The organism is Bacillus sp. L_1B0_5, from assembly GCF_000836715.1.
Lineage (GTDB): Bacteria > Bacillota > Bacilli > Bacillales > Bacillaceae_G > Bacillus_A > Bacillus_A thuringiensis_S.
This window is the reverse complement of the sequence record NZ_JXIS01000099.1, coordinates 60,977-77,294: the sequence shown is the minus strand read 5'-3', so window position 1 is coordinate 77,294 and position 16,318 is coordinate 60,977. Positions and strand designations below refer to the sequence as shown.

Below are 16,318 nucleotides of genomic sequence, written 5' to 3'. Positions count from 1 at the left end.
TTTCACTTACCGAACTACAAAAGTAAGAATTATGATACAATTCAAACAGGGAATGGAGGAGAATTATATGAATGTCATACAATTAAAAGAAGATAAGTTCAGAGAAGCATTACGTTTATCAGAATACGCTTTTCAATATAAAGTAGATGAGGAACGATTACAGCAGCAACTTACAAAGATGAAGGAAAGTCATGAAATATACGGCATTATGGAAGGGGAAGACTTAGCAGCAAAACTACATCTTATTCCGTTTCATATTTACATAGGTAAAGAAAAATTTAAAATGGGTGGCGTTGCAGGGGTAGCGACGTATCCTGAGTATAGAAGAAGTGGGTATGTAAAAGAGCTACTTCAACATTCACTTCAAACGATGAAAAAAGATGGCTATACAGTCTCTATGTTACATCCATTTGCGGTTTCATTTTACCGTAAATACGGCTGGGAACTTTGTGCGAATTTAGTCACATGTCATATGATTAAGAGCGATTTAGTGATGAAAAAACAAGTAAATGGAACTGTGAAACGTTTTAATAAAGAAAATCATCCAGAAGAGGTCGAAAAGCTCTATGAAGTATTTGCAGAACGTTTTTCAGGTATGCTAGTTCGAGAGAAGAACTGGTGGTTACAAGCGGTTTATGATGATTTAACATTAGCGATTTACTATGATGAAAATAAAAGGGCAGCAGGTTACATGTTATACAAAATAGAAAACTATAAAATGACAGTAGAAGAATTTGTACCACTACATAATGAAGCACGAAATGGTCTGTGGAACTTTATTTGCCAGCATGATTCTATGATTAAAGAACTTGAAATGACAGTAAGTGAAAACGAACCGTTGTTATATTCATTGCAAGAGCCACGCGTGAAGACAGAAATAAAACCATATTTTATGGGAAGAATTGTAGATGTAGAGCAGTTCTTAAAACAATATGAGTTGAATTGGAACAATGTACAGCAAGAAGTGATCCTACACATTACAGACGCATTTGCTCCGTGGAATAACGTAGCAGTGAGACTTGCAAATCATGAAATAACAATTGTAGAAGAAACAACGGAAAAAGGAATTAAACTGGATATAACTGCACTATCAGCAATAATGCTTGGATATAAACGTCCATTAGAACTAAATGAACTTGAATTAATTAGTGGAAGTGACGAGGCAATACGGTCATTTGAGAATTTAGTACCAGTGCGTAAGCCATTTATTTATGATTTCTTTTAATTTGCATGTATGAAGGTGGGCTATCCTAAGTGAAATTTCGGGATAGCTTCCTCTTATATTGTGAATTTTTGTCGGTAAGTCGATATATCATGAGAATCGCTGATATAATTAGAGTAGCGCCGATATATCAAGAAAATCGCTGGTATAATTTTAAGTAGCGCCAATATATCCAGAAAGTCGCTCATATAATTTCATTCACAAATAGAGGATAAAAAAGCACAGTTATACTTTGTCACGCACTTGACTTTTAACTCATGTAATTTATAATTAAAAACGGAATGAATTTTCATTCCTGAAAATTGAGGTGGAAAAATGGCTAAAAACAAACAAGAGGATATTTTTGACGCTGCAATACAACTTTTTGCAGAACGAGGTTATGATGGTACAACAATTCCGATGATTGCCGAAAAAGCAAAAGTAGGCGCAGGTACGATCTATCGTTATTTTGAAAATAAAGAAGCGCTTGTTAATTCTTTATTTACGAAAAGTGTTTTACAACTATCGGAATTAATAAAAAATGATTTCCCGGTCGATGCAAGTATTCGTGAACAGTTTAGCCATACATACAACCGTTTATTTGAATTTGCGAGACAAAATGCAGATGCTTTTCTTTTTACAAATTCTCACTGTGATAGTTATTTTCTAGATGAACATAGCAATGAAATATTCGAGGACTTCATGGGTTTCTTCATGAACTTGATTGAAGATGGAATCGAAAAAGGTTTGCTTCGTCCATTACCACCAATTGCTTTAATTATTATTGTATATCAACCAATTGAAAAATTAATTAAAGTAATGGAAACAGGGCAGTTAGAATATACAGATGAATTAGTAAAGGAATTGGAAGAAAGTTGTTGGAATGCTATTAGAATCATTTGATTCTATAGCCTTATAAGGACAGGAATGAACATTCATTCCGAGAAAAGTATGAAAAAGAATAACAGGAGATGATAAATCTTTACAACTAAAGGAATGAATATTCATTCCGCATTACCTAGTTTAATAAAGTTAATGAATAATTTAATAGAATGATAGGAATGAACGTTCATTCCAAAAGGATTTTCAAAAGAATAGGAATGAATATTCATTCCGCGTGTAAATTTCATAATGGGAGATGATTTAAATGAGCAAGTTAAAAAGTTGGAGAAGTTTATCTTTTCTATTATGGATAGTTATTACTATTACAATGGTTGTAACGATGCCTAATATGGATAAATTAGTGAAGGAAAAAGGGAAAATTACAATCCCTAATACAGAACAAAGCAGCATTGCTGACAAGATGATTAAAGAGATGGATAAAGAAGGGGTTGAAAAGTATGAAATTATAGCCGTTTTTAATAGTGGCAATAAGGCAGCTTTAACAGATGAACAAAAGAAGGAAATAACAAAAACGATCAACGCCCTGCAAAATGAAAAAGAGCAATTAGGAATTAAGGAAGTTGTTTCGCATTTAGATAATAAAGACTTGGAGAAACAATTAGTTTCTAAAGATAATACGACTATTTTAACGCAAATATCGATAGATAAAAAACATGGTGAAATATCAAAGGTTTCAAATAATCTTCATGAAAAGGTGCAAACGAAAGGGGTAAAAACGTATTTAACAGGAAGTGACTTAATAGCGGGTGATTTTCTTAAATCCTCTCAAGAGGGAGTGAAAAAGACAGAAGTTATTTCAATCATTTTCATTCTTGTAGTATTAATCCTCGTATTCCGTTCACCAGTTGTTCCGATTGTTTCTCTTCTTACAGTCGGTGTGTCGTATTTAGTTTCAATGGGGATTATTGCTCAGCTTGTAGATCAATTTAATTTCCCATTTTCAAACTTTACACAAGTGTTCGTAGTCGTCGTCCTCTTTGGAGTAGGAACAGATTATAACATTTTATTATATACGAGGTTTAAAGAAGAATTAAGTAAACAAGAAAATGCATTTTTGGCCACGAAAGAAACATTTAAATCGGCAGGTAAAACCGTATTATATAGCGGTATAGCGGTGCTAATTGGTTTTGCATCACTTGCGTTAGCGAGTTTTAAATTATATCAATCTACTTCAGCGGTAGCAATTGGTGTTTTAGTATTACTACTCGTATTAACGACTTTAAATCCATTTTTTATGGTGCTTTTAGGAAAAGGAATGTTTTATCCAGTTAAAACATTTAAAGGTCATGAGGATAGTCGCTTATGGGGATTCTTTGCGAAAAACTCAGTAGCAAGGCCATTTATCGCTTTAATCATCGTATTTTTAATATCGATTCCTTTCATATTAAAATACTCTAATACACTAAATTACAATGATTTATTTGAAGTAGATAATAAGTATGAATCAAAGATGGGTATTAACGTAATAGAGGATCATTTTCCGCCTGGTTTCTCTTCACCGAGTACATTAGTCATTCAATCTGATAAAAAGCTGGATGAAGGAACTTCTCTACAAATTTTAGACGAATTAACTGATAAAATTTCGAAAGTTAAAGGTGTATCAGAAGTATATGCACCGACACGTCCAACTGGTGAGAAGATAAAAGAATTATATTTAAATAAGCAAGCGGGAGAATTGAATACAGGATTAGGAGATGCCGATGGTGGCATAAAGGAAATTAATGATGGATTAACGGATGCGAAAAATAAAATGGGAAGTAATGATTCAAATAGTCTTGCGAATGTTCAAAAATTAATTGATGGAACGAACGAGGCGAAAAACGGGGTATCAGCATTAGGAACAGCTTTACATCAATTATCAAATGGCATAAACGACGGTGCACAAGGAGCACAGCAAATTGAGAGTGGCTTAGCTTCAGTAAACGAAAATATAAATGTTCTATCTAATGCAACGTCGCAGCTGCATGCTGGTTATGCACAGTTAGAAAAAGGTTTAAGCTCTTACGATCAATACTTCGGAAGTATTTCTCAAGCAATTGATGGTGCGAAAAAGGGATATGAACAAATTGAAATGTTAATGACCAATTTCGTTCAAACGAAACCAGAACTAGCGAATGATTCAAACATACAACAAACGATAGGAATTGCTAAAGAAGCTCAAAAACAATTAAATATACTTTCAAAAGAATTAAATCAATTAGCAACGCAGCATAAAGCAGCGATGAGTTCATTTAAAGAAGCGAATCAATCGTTACTGAAAGTGGATAACGGCTTAAAAGAAATGAACAATGGAATTAATAAGTTACAAAAGGGGGCAGCGGATCTTAAAAATGGATTAAATGAAGGTTCTGCAGGTTCAAAACAAATTGCGAATAAATCAGCTGAGTTACAATCTGGATTAACGAAAATAAACGATGGGCAAGGGCAACTTTTAACGGGCCTTAAAGACCTGCAGGAAAAGATGGGGCAATTACAATCTGGTTTATCTAAAAGTACAGAAGGGCTTGGAAAAGTAAGCAATGGCCTGCATGACGCGCAGAAATATTTAGGGGAGCTCAATGAATCGAAAAGCTCTGAGAAGTTTTATATTCCAAAAGAAGTGTTAGAGGGAGACGATTTCCAAAAAGCATTGAACACGTACATGTCACAAGATAGAAAGATTGCTAAAATGACCATCATTTTAGATGTAAATCCGTATTCAAAAGAAGCAATGCCGATTATTCAAGAAATCAATAAAACAATCGAGGGCACTGTAAAGGGAACGGAATTACATGATGCGAAAACAGCAATTGGCGGAACAACAGCTAGAAACGTTGATTTAAAAGAAGTAACAGGGCAAGATTTCTTACGTACAGCTACGATTATGTTAATTGGAATTGCGATTGTATTAATTGTAATTACACGTTCATTATTAAATACAATATTTATTATTGGCTCATTACTATTAGCGTACTTTGCATCGCTTGGTATAAGCGAACAAATTAGTGCACATGTATTACATGTAGAGTCATTAAGCTGGAATGTTCCATTCTTTAGCTTCATTATGATTGTCGCTTTAGGAGTGGATTATAGTATTTTCGTAATGATGCGCTATAACGAGATAGAAGGGGATTCGGTAACGAAAATTGTAACTGCATCTCGTCATATAGGAGGAGTTGTATTATCAGCGGCGCTAATTTTAGTAGGGACATTTGCAGCATTAATCCCTTCAGGTGTATTAACACTTATACAAGTAGCATCAGTTGTTGGCGTTGCACTATTACTATTAGCTTTAATCGTGATGCCGATATTGTTACCTGCTTTAATGGGATTAACGAGTAGATTGAAGAGTTATAAAGAAAAGATAATAAATACGAAATAAGTGAAGACTGTAGGGGATGATTTCTCTACAGTTTTTCTATATATAAAATTTCGAATGAAAAATGAATCTAATGTATTACAGAATGAGAAGTGAATGGTTATATGAGAAAGAGGTCGATGATATACATACAATAGCTAGGGGAATGGATAAAAACTATCCGATTTCATTATAGAAAGGTAATCAACCGTTGCTATTCATCCAGCTTCTACTATATAATAGCTATAGTCTACAATAATTGAGTCGTAATATGCGATTTTTTAAGACAATCAGTGAGAAAACGCTGAAATAAGCGGTATTAGTAGGAGGACACAAATGATTACAGTAAGTAACGTTAGTTTGCGTTTCGCGGATCGCAAATTATTTGAAGATGTTAACATAAAATTCACGCCAGGTAACTGCTACGGTTTAATCGGAGCAAACGGTGCTGGTAAATCAACATTTCTAAAGATTTTATCTGGAGAAATTGAACCATCAACAGGTGACATACATATTACGCCAGGTGAGCGTCTAGCAGTATTAAAACAGAACCACTTCGAATATGAAGAGTTCCCAGTATTAGAAACAGTAATTATGGGTCACACGCAACTTTACAAAGTAATGCAAGAGAAAAATGCTATTTACATGAAAGAAGACTTTAGTGATGAAGATGGAATGCGTGCTGCAGAACTTGAAGGTGAGTTCGCTGAGCTTAACGGTTGGGAAGCTGAGTCAGAAGCTGCAATCCTTCTAAAAGGTCTTGGTATTGGTGAAGATCTTCATGACAAAAAATTATCAGAATTGACTGGTGCAGAGAAAGTAAAAGTATTACTTGCTCAAGCATTATTCGGTAAACCTGATATTCTATTACTAGATGAGCCTACCAACCACTTGGACTTAAAAGCGATTCAATGGTTAGAAAACTTCTTAATGAACTTTGAAAATACAGTAATCGTTGTATCCCATGACCGTCACTTCTTAAATAAAGTATGTACGCACATGGCTGATCTTGATTTCGGTAAAATTCAACTTTATGTTGGTAACTATGACTTCTGGTATGAGTCAAGCCAATTAGCTTTAAAATTAACACAAGATGCTAATAAGAAAAAAGAAGAGAAAGTAAAAGAGTTACAAAACTTCATTGCACGCTTTAGCTCAAACGCATCTAAAGCGAAACAAGCAACTTCTCGTAAAAAATTATTAGATAAAATTACATTAGATGATATTAGACCATCATCACGTCGTTACCCATTCGTTGGCTTCACACCTGAGCGTGAAATAGGAAATGACTTATTAACTGTTGAAGGCCTTTCTAAAACAATTGATGGCGAAAAAGTGTTAGATAATGTGTACTTCACTTTAAATAAAGGTGATAAAGTTGCATTTATCGGTCGTAACGATATCGCGATGACAACATTATTTAAAATCCTTATGGGTGAAATGGAGCCAGATAGCGGTTCATTCAAATGGGGTGTTACAACATCTCAATCTTACTTCCCAAGAGATAACTCTAAATACTTTGAGAACAGTGACTATAACTTAGTTGATTGGTTACGCCAATTCTCTCCACAAGATGAGTCAGAAAGCTTCTTACGTGGTTTCTTAGGCCGTATGTTATTCTCAGGTGAAGAAGTTAAGAAGAACGTTTCTGTATTATCTGGAGGCGAAAAAGTTCGTTGTATGTTATCTAAAATGATGTTAAGTGGTGCGAACGTAATCACACTTGACGATCCAACGAACCACTTAGACCTTGAGTCTATCACTGCATTAAACAACGGTTTAATTGCTTTCAAAGGTACAATGTTATTCACATCTCATGACCATCAGTTCGTACAAACAATTGCAAACCGCATTATCGAAGTAACACCAAACGGTGTAATCGATAAAGAGGCAACTTACGATGAGTACTTAGAAAATGAAGAACTTCAAAAACAAGTAGATGCAATGTACAAAGGTCAATAATATATCATGAAAAAACTCGCTCTTTTTAGAGCGAGTTTTTTTGTCGAGAAAACATAACACCACTGGTGGGGTAAATGAATAATTATTCAAATATAATATTAGTGAACATGAGGATTTTTCATGTATGGAAGAGATGTAATGACTTTAAGATTTAGTTGAAGCAGGGGAATGTAAGGTGAGCAATATAATTAAATAACATTATTTTGTCATGTGAAATATGTACCAAAATTGGAGATAGAATAGTTTGCGAATGAGTTTATAAAGGTATATAGTATGGGATGTCATAATTAGTGGATGAATCTTGGGAGAAAACAGGAAATGTTACAAATTTATTTTGTTAAATAGAAACCAAGGTCAAAATGTTTAAAAAGAAATAGTTGAATAAATACTAGCTTCAAATTATAATTACTAATATTCTTCATATAGTTAAATAAAGATAATCTATTTGAAGAAGAAAATTTGAATAGAGAGACAGACTTATAAAAAATAAGCCTTGGATGATTAAAAGAGGTGGAGAAATGAAACAGTTCTTATTAAAGAGCAAAAGTGTGTTAAGCAATCATTTTGGATTCTTTCTGTTTGCCGTTATTTTATTGTGGCTCAAAACGTATGCAGCCTATGTAACGGAATTTAATTTAGGAATTTCAAACACAATCCAAAAATTCTTGCTGTTTTTCAACCCGCTTAGTTCAGCAGTTCTATTTTTAGGACTTGCATTATTTGCAAAAGGGAAACGATCTTATATTTGGTTAATCGTTATCAACTTGTTATTGTCGATTCTTTTATACGCAAACGTAGTATACTATCGCTTTTTCAGTGACTTTATTACGTTCCCGACATTAACACAAACGAATAACTTTGGAGATTTAGGTGGTAGTATTCTTGCGTTGCTACATCTTTATGATCCACTATACTTCTTAGACACGATTATATTAATTGTGTTAGTCGCAACAAAATTCGCAAATCCAAAACCAATTCGTGTTGCGAAGCATAAATTATCTCTAGTATTTGTAGCAGGTATTTTATTATTCAGTGTTAACTTAGGTCTTGCAGAATCCGACCGTCCTGAATTATTAACAAGAACATTCGATAGAAATTATATTGTGAAATATTTAGGGGCATACAACTACACAATCTACGATGGTATTCAAAGTGCGAAAGCATCAACAGAACGAGCATTAGCTGATGGGGATAATATGACAGAAGTAAGAAATTATTTAACATCAACTTATGCAAGTCCAAATCCTGAGTATTTCGGTAAAGGAAAGGGAATGAACGTAATTTATATTCATTTAGAGTCATTCCAAAACTTCTTAATTGATTACAAATTAAATGGTCAAGAAGTTACACCGTTCTTAAATTCATTTACAAAAGATGCGAATACGCTATACTTTGATAACTTCTTCCATCAAACAGGACAAGGGAAAACATCTGATGCGGAGTTTATGTTAGAGAATTCAATGTTTGGTTTACCGCAAGGTTCTGTCTTTACAACGAAATCTCATAATACGTATCAATCAGCACCAGCTATTTTAGGACAACAAGGATACACATCAGCAGTATTCCACGGTAACTACAAAACATTCTGGAACCGTGACGATATTTATAAATCATTTGGTTTTAATAAATTCTTTGATGCGTCATACTACGATATGAATGAAAAAGATGTAGTAAACTACGGATTAAAAGATAAACCGTTCTTTAATGAATCTATTCCGTTATTACAAACATTGAAACAACCGTTCTATACGAAGTTTATTACGTTATCGAACCATTTCCCTTATCCAATCGATAAGGCAGAAGCAACGATTGAACCAGCAACAACAGGTGATTCATCAGTAGATACGTACTTCCAAACAGCACGCTATTTAGATGAATCTGTAAAAGGCTTCATCGATTACTTGAAACAATCTGGTTTATATGATAACTCAATTATCGTTATGTACGGAGACCATTACGGTATTTCAGATAATCATAATGCAGCAATGTCAAAAGTAATGGGTAAAGAAATGAACTCATTTGAAAATGCACAGTTACAACGTGTGCCTTTAATCGTTCGTGTACCAGGAGTGAAAGGTGGCGTACAACATCAATATGGCGGTGAAATTGACGTTCTTCCTACGTTATTACACTTACTAGGTACAGATACGAAAAACTATGTTCAATTCGGTTCAGATTTATTATCACCAGAGCATAAACAAGTCGTTGCGTTCCGTAACGGTAACTACGTAAGCCCAACTGTTACTGCACTAAACGGCAAATACTATGATACAACAACTGGAAAACCTGTAGAATTTACAGATGAAATAAAGAAAAATGAACAAATGGTTCAAAACTCACTAAAATACTCTGACCAAGTCGTAAATGGTGACTTATTACGATTCTACACACCGGAAGGATTCACTCCAGTAGATCGTTCGAAGTATAACTATAACAATCGTGATAAAAACAAAACGAAGGTAAAAACGACTCCGGAAGGGGAAGCTAAATAAATAATAAAAAGTGCTATTCATATGAATAGCGCTTTTTATTTGTAAATATACCATCATTATTAGACAGAACTAGCTGTTGCTTTTTGTTTTGCCTTTCCGAAGAAAACTACACCGACGATGATAATAATGATAAATGCCCATTTAATGAAAGGGTTACTTTCGAAAAATCCAGCAAACCATTTCTCATCTACAATCATTTTTGCAGCAGTATAAGCTAAAACGGCTGCTCCAATCGTAATGATGACAGGAAAACGATCCACCCATTTTAGAATCAATGTGCTGCCCCATACGACTACAGGAATAGACACTAATAATCCAATGATTACTAAAGAAAAGTTACCATGGGCAGCTCCTGCAACAGCGAGTACATTATCAATGCCCATTAACGCATCAGCGATAATAATGGTTTTAATAGCAGACCAAAATCCTTCTTCGGCTTTAATATCATGATTTTTGCCCTCAGCAATCAACTTGTAAGCGATCCATATAAGAAGTACACCGCCAATTAGGAGTAAACCAGGTATTTTTAATAACCAAACGACAACTAAGGTAGCGAGGGCTCTAATAGCAATCGCCCCGACAGTTCCCCATATAATAACTTTTTTTTGTTGGTCTTTCGGTAATCTTCTTGCTGCTAATCCAATTACGATGGCATTATCTCCGGCTAACACTAAATCGATTACAATGATGGCAAGCAAGGCAGACAAATATTCGGATGAGAGAAACTCCATATACATATCACTCCTTATGATTAATATGTACTAAGCTAAATTAAAAATTCTAAAGATCTTTTTGTCATTGGTGTAAATGAATAATGAGGGGAACTTTAGAATTAAAGGTAAATAATGTCTTCCATCGGGGGAAGGTATGCTGAAGTAATTTTTAAAGCACAATCATTGCACTACATAGAAAACAAAATTTGGACTTATATTTGGAGGTAATAAAAGATATTATATTAATAGAAAACGATTACAAAATCTAATTTTGCAAAGTTAGTATCTATACTTGCAAGTCAATTAGTGAACAAGTATAGAAAGGGTGTACACCATATATGATATTAGATAATCGAAGTGTAAATATTTTGCAACAAATTATTCAAGCAGAAGGTTATGTGTCTATAAATCAATTAATTGATGTAATTCAAGTTTCTAAGCGAACAATTTATTATGATATTAAGAAGATTGAAGATTGGTTAGAAGAGGAAGGGCTACATTCAATTGAATATATCCGGCCTCTAGGTTATTGCTTAAATAATGAAACGAAACAGATAATAGTAAAAAAATTAAATGAATTTACGAGTGATCAATATGAATATTCTCCACAAGAAAGAAAAATATGGTTAATTTTATGCTTACTCATAAAGGAAAACAGAATTTTATTAGAAGACTTAATGGACCTTTTACAAGTAAGTCGTAATACTGTTCTTACAGATTTAAAAAAGCTAAAAGTAGAACTAAATAAGTATGATTTATTATTACAATTTGGGCGTAAACAAGGCTATCAAATTGCTGGAGATGAACAGGATAAACGAAATTTGTTAATTTCCAGTCTCTCTCACATTATTTCCAAAAACGGCTGGGAGTATTTAATATCACAAGTAAAATGCATTATAACTGACATGAGGAATGAAAAAGATACTCTGGAAAGAGAAACACTTTACAACATAAAAAATATTCTTTCAAACTGTGAAGAATTTTTAGGTATCCAATATACAGATGAGGTGCTTGAAAATTTAAGCGTTTACATGTATTTGTTCCATAGACGTATTTTAAAAGGACAGTACATTGAAATGGAAGAAGCAGAAAAAAATGTTCTTCGAGATTCAAAGCAATTTGAAGCAGCAAAGTATATCGCGAAGCAGTTTGAGCGAAAGTTTGCTGTTAAATTCCCAAGTGATGAAATTTATTATATTACGACGCATTTGTTAGGTGCAAAAGTAAATTACCAGGAAAATATGTATGAAAAAAATAATAAGGATGAAATACATTTGGTTGTTGACAGGATGATTAAAGAATTTCAGGACTATGCTTGCGTTATATTTGAAGATTTTAACGGGCTGTCTTCAGACCTATATTTGCATATGAAACCCGCGTTTTATCGGGTGAAGTATGGAATAGATATTGAAAATCCATTACTAAATACGATTCAGCAAAATTATAAAGAGGTATATTGTCTTACGAAAAAAGTGATTCATCATTTTGAAGAATATGTGAGAAAATCTGTTTCAGATGATGAGATTGCATATATTACTATGCATTTTGGAGCGTGGATGAGGAAAGAAGGAATCGTTCCCAATCCGCGGAAAACTGCGCTACTTGTATGTCCGAATGGTATTGGAACATCACGTATGTTGCAATACCAATTAGAAAAATTATTTTCAAATGTGGATATATTAAATGCAATTTCAAAGCGAGAATATGAATCAAATACATTTGATGTAGATTGTATTATTACAACTACTGAAATTGAGAAGAGAGGGGTACCTGTTTTTAAGGTGAATCCAATTCTAACTGATTCTGAAAAAGCGTCTCTTTTAAGAAACGTAAATGGAGTATTGTATGGTGAGAATCAAAAGGATTCTGTTGATGTAGTCATGGGAATTATTCGAAAATATTCGGATGTAGTAGATGAACAATCTTTAAAAAGAGAATTGACTGAATTTATGAGTGGTCCGGTGTATTTTGAGAAGGAGGAGAAATATAAACCAATGTTAAACGAACTTTTAACTAAAGAGTTTATTCAACTTCAAAATCGAGTTGATAATTGGAAAGATGCGATAAAGGTAGCAGCTGAACCGTTATTACAAAATCAATATATCATTGAAGAATATATTGATGAAATGATTGTAAATGTAGAAAAATTAGGTCCCTATATTGTTATTGCACCTAAAATTGCAATACCACATGCTCGTCCAGAAGCAGGAGTTAAGCAGCTAGGAATGAGTTTACTACAGTTAAAAGAAAGTGTTTCATTTTCAGAAAAACAAGAGCATGCTGCTAATTTGATTATTGTGCTAGCGGCTATAGATAATGAAACACATTTAAAAGCATTAGCACAATTAAGTGAGATGCTATCTGAACAAAAAAATGTGGAAATGCTAATTCATTCAGATTCAAAAGATAAATTATTAGAAATGATAGCTAAATATTCTAATTAAAGGGGAAATTAAAATGAAAAAAGTATTAGTTGTATGTGGAAATGGTTTAGGAAGTAGTTTTATTGTGGAAATGAATGTGAAGAAAATTTTAAATGAACTAGGATTACAAGCAGAAGTATCTCATACAGATTTAGCTTCTAGTAAATCTGAGCAAGCTGATTTATATTTAGGTGCAAAAGATATTATTTGTAATCTTGAAGATGGCACACGCACAGTTGCTGGTTTAACAAATATTTTAGATCAAAATGAAATTAAAGAAGCATTACAAAAACACCTGATGTAGTACAGTGAAAGGGGAGTAATGCTATGTTTGATATAATAATGAAGGATATTTTGGGACAGCCTGCAATATTAGTTGGATTATTTGCTATGTGTGGTTTACTACTGCAAAAGAAAAACTTTGCAGACACAGTTTCAGGAACCTTAAAAACAATTATGGGCTTTGTCGTTTTAGGAGGCGGAGCTACTATATTAGTAGGAGCTTTAGACGTTTTTGGTAAAATATTTGATAAAGCATTCCATATTAAAGGTATAATTCCAAATAATGAAGCTGTTGTTGCAATAGCTCAGCAAACATTAGGAAAAGAAACGGCATTAATCATGGTATTTGGTATGATTACAAATTTAATAATTGCACGATTTACGAAATTTAAATATGTATTTTTAACTGGTCATCATACGCTCTTCATGGCATGTTTAATTTCAGCGGTATTTTCAACTACAGGGATGCAAGGCGCTTCACTAGTCATTATTGGGTCAGTTATTTTAGGGGCACTCATGGTGATTTTTCCAGCATTACTACAACCGTATGTTAGAAAGATTACAGGGATGGATGATATTGCAATTGGCCATTTCGGTTCTGTTGGATATTTAGCGGCAGGGTTTGTTGGAAGTAAATTTGGAAATAAAGAAAAATCAACAGAACAAATTCAAGTTCCGAAATCACTTGGTTTCTTACGTGATACATCAGTATCTATGTCATTAACGATGGCTGTATTGTTCTTTATTGTCGCGCCATTTGCTGGTAAGGGGTTTATCGAAACTGAATTAAGTAACGGACAAAATTATCTCGTTTATTCTTTCATGCAGGCCATTACGTTTGCAGCAGGTGTATATATTATTCTAGCAGGTGTACGTATGTTAATTGCAGAAATTGTACCTGCATTTAAAGGGATTGCAGATAAACTTGTACCAAATGCAAAACCGGCATTAGATTGTCCAACAATCTTTCCGTTTGCACCAAATGCAGTTATTATTGGCTTTTTAACAAGTTTTATTGCTGGACTCCTTTCCATGTTTCTTCTTCCATTTATCGGTTTAAGTATAATAGTACCGGGATTAATTCCTCACTTCTTCACAGGAGCAACAGCAGCTGTATTTGGAAATGCAACAGGAGGTAGAAGGGGAGCGATACTTGGCGCTTTTGTAAATGGGTTACTAATTTCATTCCTACCAGCGATATTATTACCTATATTAGGTGGTTTAGGATTTGAAAATACAACATTCGGGGATTCTGATTTCGCAGTGGTCGGTATTTTGATTAGTGAAATTGTGAAGTTAGTAGGTTATATTTTTTAATATATGGAATAAAAAAAGACTTGATTCCCAGCTAAAGGGAATCAAGTCTTTTCATTACATACGATTATCATGCCAGAAGTTTAATGGGAAATGTTCGTTCTCATTATATGCTTCTAATTCATATCCTTTTTCTTTCAGTCCTTTAATAATTCCAGGTACTGCTTTTACTGATTGTGGATGAATATCATGCATAAGGATAACTTCTGTTGGATTTGTAGCACCATGTAACACGTTCTCTACAATTTTAGTAGATGCAGCATCAACTTGCATTTTGTTGTATTTCCAGTCTAAAGAATCAATTGTCCAATCCCAAACTTTTAAGCCATTTTCTACAACTTTGTTGCGAAGAGCTTCGTTTAATCCTGGCATTGAGCCGTAAGATGGACGAGTTAATACTGGTGATTTACCTAAAACACCAGCGATTAAGCCTTGGTCTTCCTTCATTTCATCTACGTAATGACCTTCTGTGTAAAGTTTCTTGTAGTTATGAGTCATACTGTGCATCCCAACGTAGTGGCCTTCAGCATCTTCGCGTTTTACAAGATCAGGGAAAGCTTTTACGTTTGAACCAATTAGGAAGAATGTTGCTTTTGCATTTTCTTTCTTTAACATATCTAAAAGCTCAGCTGTGTATTTTCCAGGACCGTCATCAAATGTTAAATAAGCGACTTTTCTAACTTGCCCGTTATAATGTTTAGGAGCTTCTTTCGGAGCAAGAGATGTTTGAATCTCACTTACAAGTTGAACAGATTTTGCTTCATCCTCTGTACTAGCTAGAGCAGTATGTACTGATCCAAAAGCCGCTTCGTATGTGAATAATACCCCCGCACAAACTAACATAGCCCTTTTTACTAAAGTTGTCATTCGAATTCCATTGTGCATAATTTTCCTTCTCTCTATAAAAGTTCTACTCTACTATATTAGCAATTATAGGTAGGGAAATGCAAAAAAACTTTTTTACAAGTGTAAAAAAGTTTACTCAAAAGTATGCAAGATTTTATATCAATTGCAGTATTGAAAAATAGGATGAATTTAAACTTTATTATTTAAACTTTCAATCATCAAATTTAAATCTTCTAATAAGGATGCATGTGCTTTTTTAGGAGAACCTGTATCAAAGGGAGGCTTAGGGTCGTATTCTAACATGAGTTGAACTGCTTTGCTTTTTTTATCTCCAAATTCCCAAGCTATTAACTGAAGGGCCATATCAATACCTGCAGATACACCAGCAGCTGTTATAATTTTTTCATGGCGCACGAATCTCTCTTCAGTTGGAATAGCTCCGAGAGAACGAAGTAAGTTAAAACAGCTCCAATGACTAGTAGCTTTAACACCATTTAGTAGACCAGTAGCACCTAAGATTAAGGAGCCTGTACATACAGTTGTAGTCCACTTTGTCGTTTTATGTATTTGGAGAATCCAATTAAGAGTTTCTTCATCCTTCATAAGTTGTGTAAAGTTAGGCGGACGACATCCAGGAATAACAAGAATATCTGCTGAAGTAATTTCATTAAAATTGTAATCAGCATGTAAATAGCCCATTTTCGAATCTAATTTTATTAATCCCTTCGTTTTAGCAACAAATTTTATGTTGTTATTGCTTTCTGCAGCAAATACTTCGTATGGACCAATAGCATCTAATGCAGTAATTCCATCATAGAGCATAATAACGATTTCCATTAAAACCT

11 protein-coding genes are annotated in these 16,318 nt (G+C 33.8%); 8 read left to right on the top strand and 3 right to left on the bottom strand.

Going from position 1 to position 16,318, the window contains the following annotated elements; genetic code table 11:
* Positions 1 to 67: 67 nt before the first annotated feature.
* From RT27_RS25940 to RT27_RS25920, 5 genes are all read left to right on the top strand, one after another.
* Complete coding sequence (locus RT27_RS25940; protein ID WP_043938067.1) at positions 68 to 1,225, top strand: GNAT family N-acetyltransferase; 1,158 nt, start codon at positions 68 to 70, stop codon at positions 1,223 to 1,225.
* 312 nt (positions 1,226 to 1,537) lie between these two features.
* Positions 1,538 to 2,104, top strand: a complete 567-nt coding sequence (locus RT27_RS25935; RefSeq protein ID WP_043938066.1) for a TetR/AcrR family transcriptional regulator — start codon at positions 1,538 to 1,540, stop codon at positions 2,102 to 2,104.
* Positions 2,105 to 2,348: 244 nt separating this feature from the next.
* Positions 2,349 to 5,465, top strand: a complete 3,117-nt coding sequence (locus tag RT27_RS25930) for an MMPL family transporter (protein WP_043938063.1) — start codon at positions 2,349 to 2,351, stop codon at positions 5,463 to 5,465.
* 312 nt (positions 5,466 to 5,777) lie between these two features.
* Complete coding sequence (locus RT27_RS25925; protein WP_000633860.1) at positions 5,778 to 7,403, top strand: ATP-binding cassette domain-containing protein; 1,626 nt, start codon at positions 5,778 to 5,780, stop codon at positions 7,401 to 7,403.
* Between the two features lie 518 nt (positions 7,404 to 7,921).
* A complete protein-coding gene (locus RT27_RS25920; RefSeq protein WP_029442622.1) occupies positions 7,922 to 9,895 on the top strand; it encodes an LTA synthase family protein in 1,974 nt (657 codons plus the stop codon).
* A gap of 59 nt (positions 9,896 to 9,954) precedes the next feature.
* Here the strand turns inward: RT27_RS25920 and RT27_RS25915 are convergent, their stop codons facing one another.
* Positions 9,955 to 10,626: a TerC family protein gene (locus tag RT27_RS25915; RefSeq protein ID WP_016084533.1), complete on the bottom strand. Its 672-nt coding sequence runs from the start codon at positions 10,624 to 10,626 to the stop codon at positions 9,955 to 9,957.
* Positions 10,627 to 10,946: 320 nt separating this feature from the next.
* Between RT27_RS25915 and RT27_RS25910 the strand changes: the two genes are divergently transcribed.
* The 3 genes from RT27_RS25910 to RT27_RS25900 are packed head-to-tail and all read left to right on the top strand — an operon-like array spanning position 10,947 to position 14,630.
* Complete coding sequence (locus RT27_RS25910) at positions 10,947 to 13,052, top strand: BglG family transcription antiterminator (RefSeq protein WP_043938060.1); 2,106 nt, start codon at positions 10,947 to 10,949, stop codon at positions 13,050 to 13,052.
* A 13-nt stretch (positions 13,053 to 13,065) separates the two neighbouring features.
* Positions 13,066 to 13,335: a PTS sugar transporter subunit IIB gene (locus tag RT27_RS25905; protein WP_000757316.1), complete on the top strand. Its 270-nt coding sequence runs from the start codon at positions 13,066 to 13,068 to the stop codon at positions 13,333 to 13,335.
* Between the two features lie 23 nt (positions 13,336 to 13,358).
* Entirely contained in the window at positions 13,359 to 14,630 is a 1,272-nt protein-coding gene (locus RT27_RS25900; protein WP_016081185.1) for a PTS ascorbate transporter subunit IIC, read from the top strand.
* A gap of 54 nt (positions 14,631 to 14,684) precedes the next feature.
* Here RT27_RS25900 and RT27_RS25895 read toward each other — a convergent pair whose 3' ends face one another.
* Both RT27_RS25895 and RT27_RS25890 read right to left on the bottom strand, forming a co-directional pair.
* The gene (locus tag RT27_RS25895) at positions 14,685 to 15,512 is read right to left on the bottom strand and encodes a peptidoglycan-N-acetylglucosamine deacetylase (protein ID WP_029442620.1); all 828 of its coding nucleotides are present in this window, start codon (positions 15,510 to 15,512) and stop codon (positions 14,685 to 14,687) included.
* A gap of 150 nt (positions 15,513 to 15,662) precedes the next feature.
* A complete protein-coding gene (locus tag RT27_RS25890) occupies positions 15,663 to 16,310 on the bottom strand; it encodes a DJ-1/PfpI family protein (RefSeq protein ID WP_043938058.1) in 648 nt (215 codons plus the stop codon).
* Positions 16,311 to 16,318: the final 8 nt, after the last annotated feature.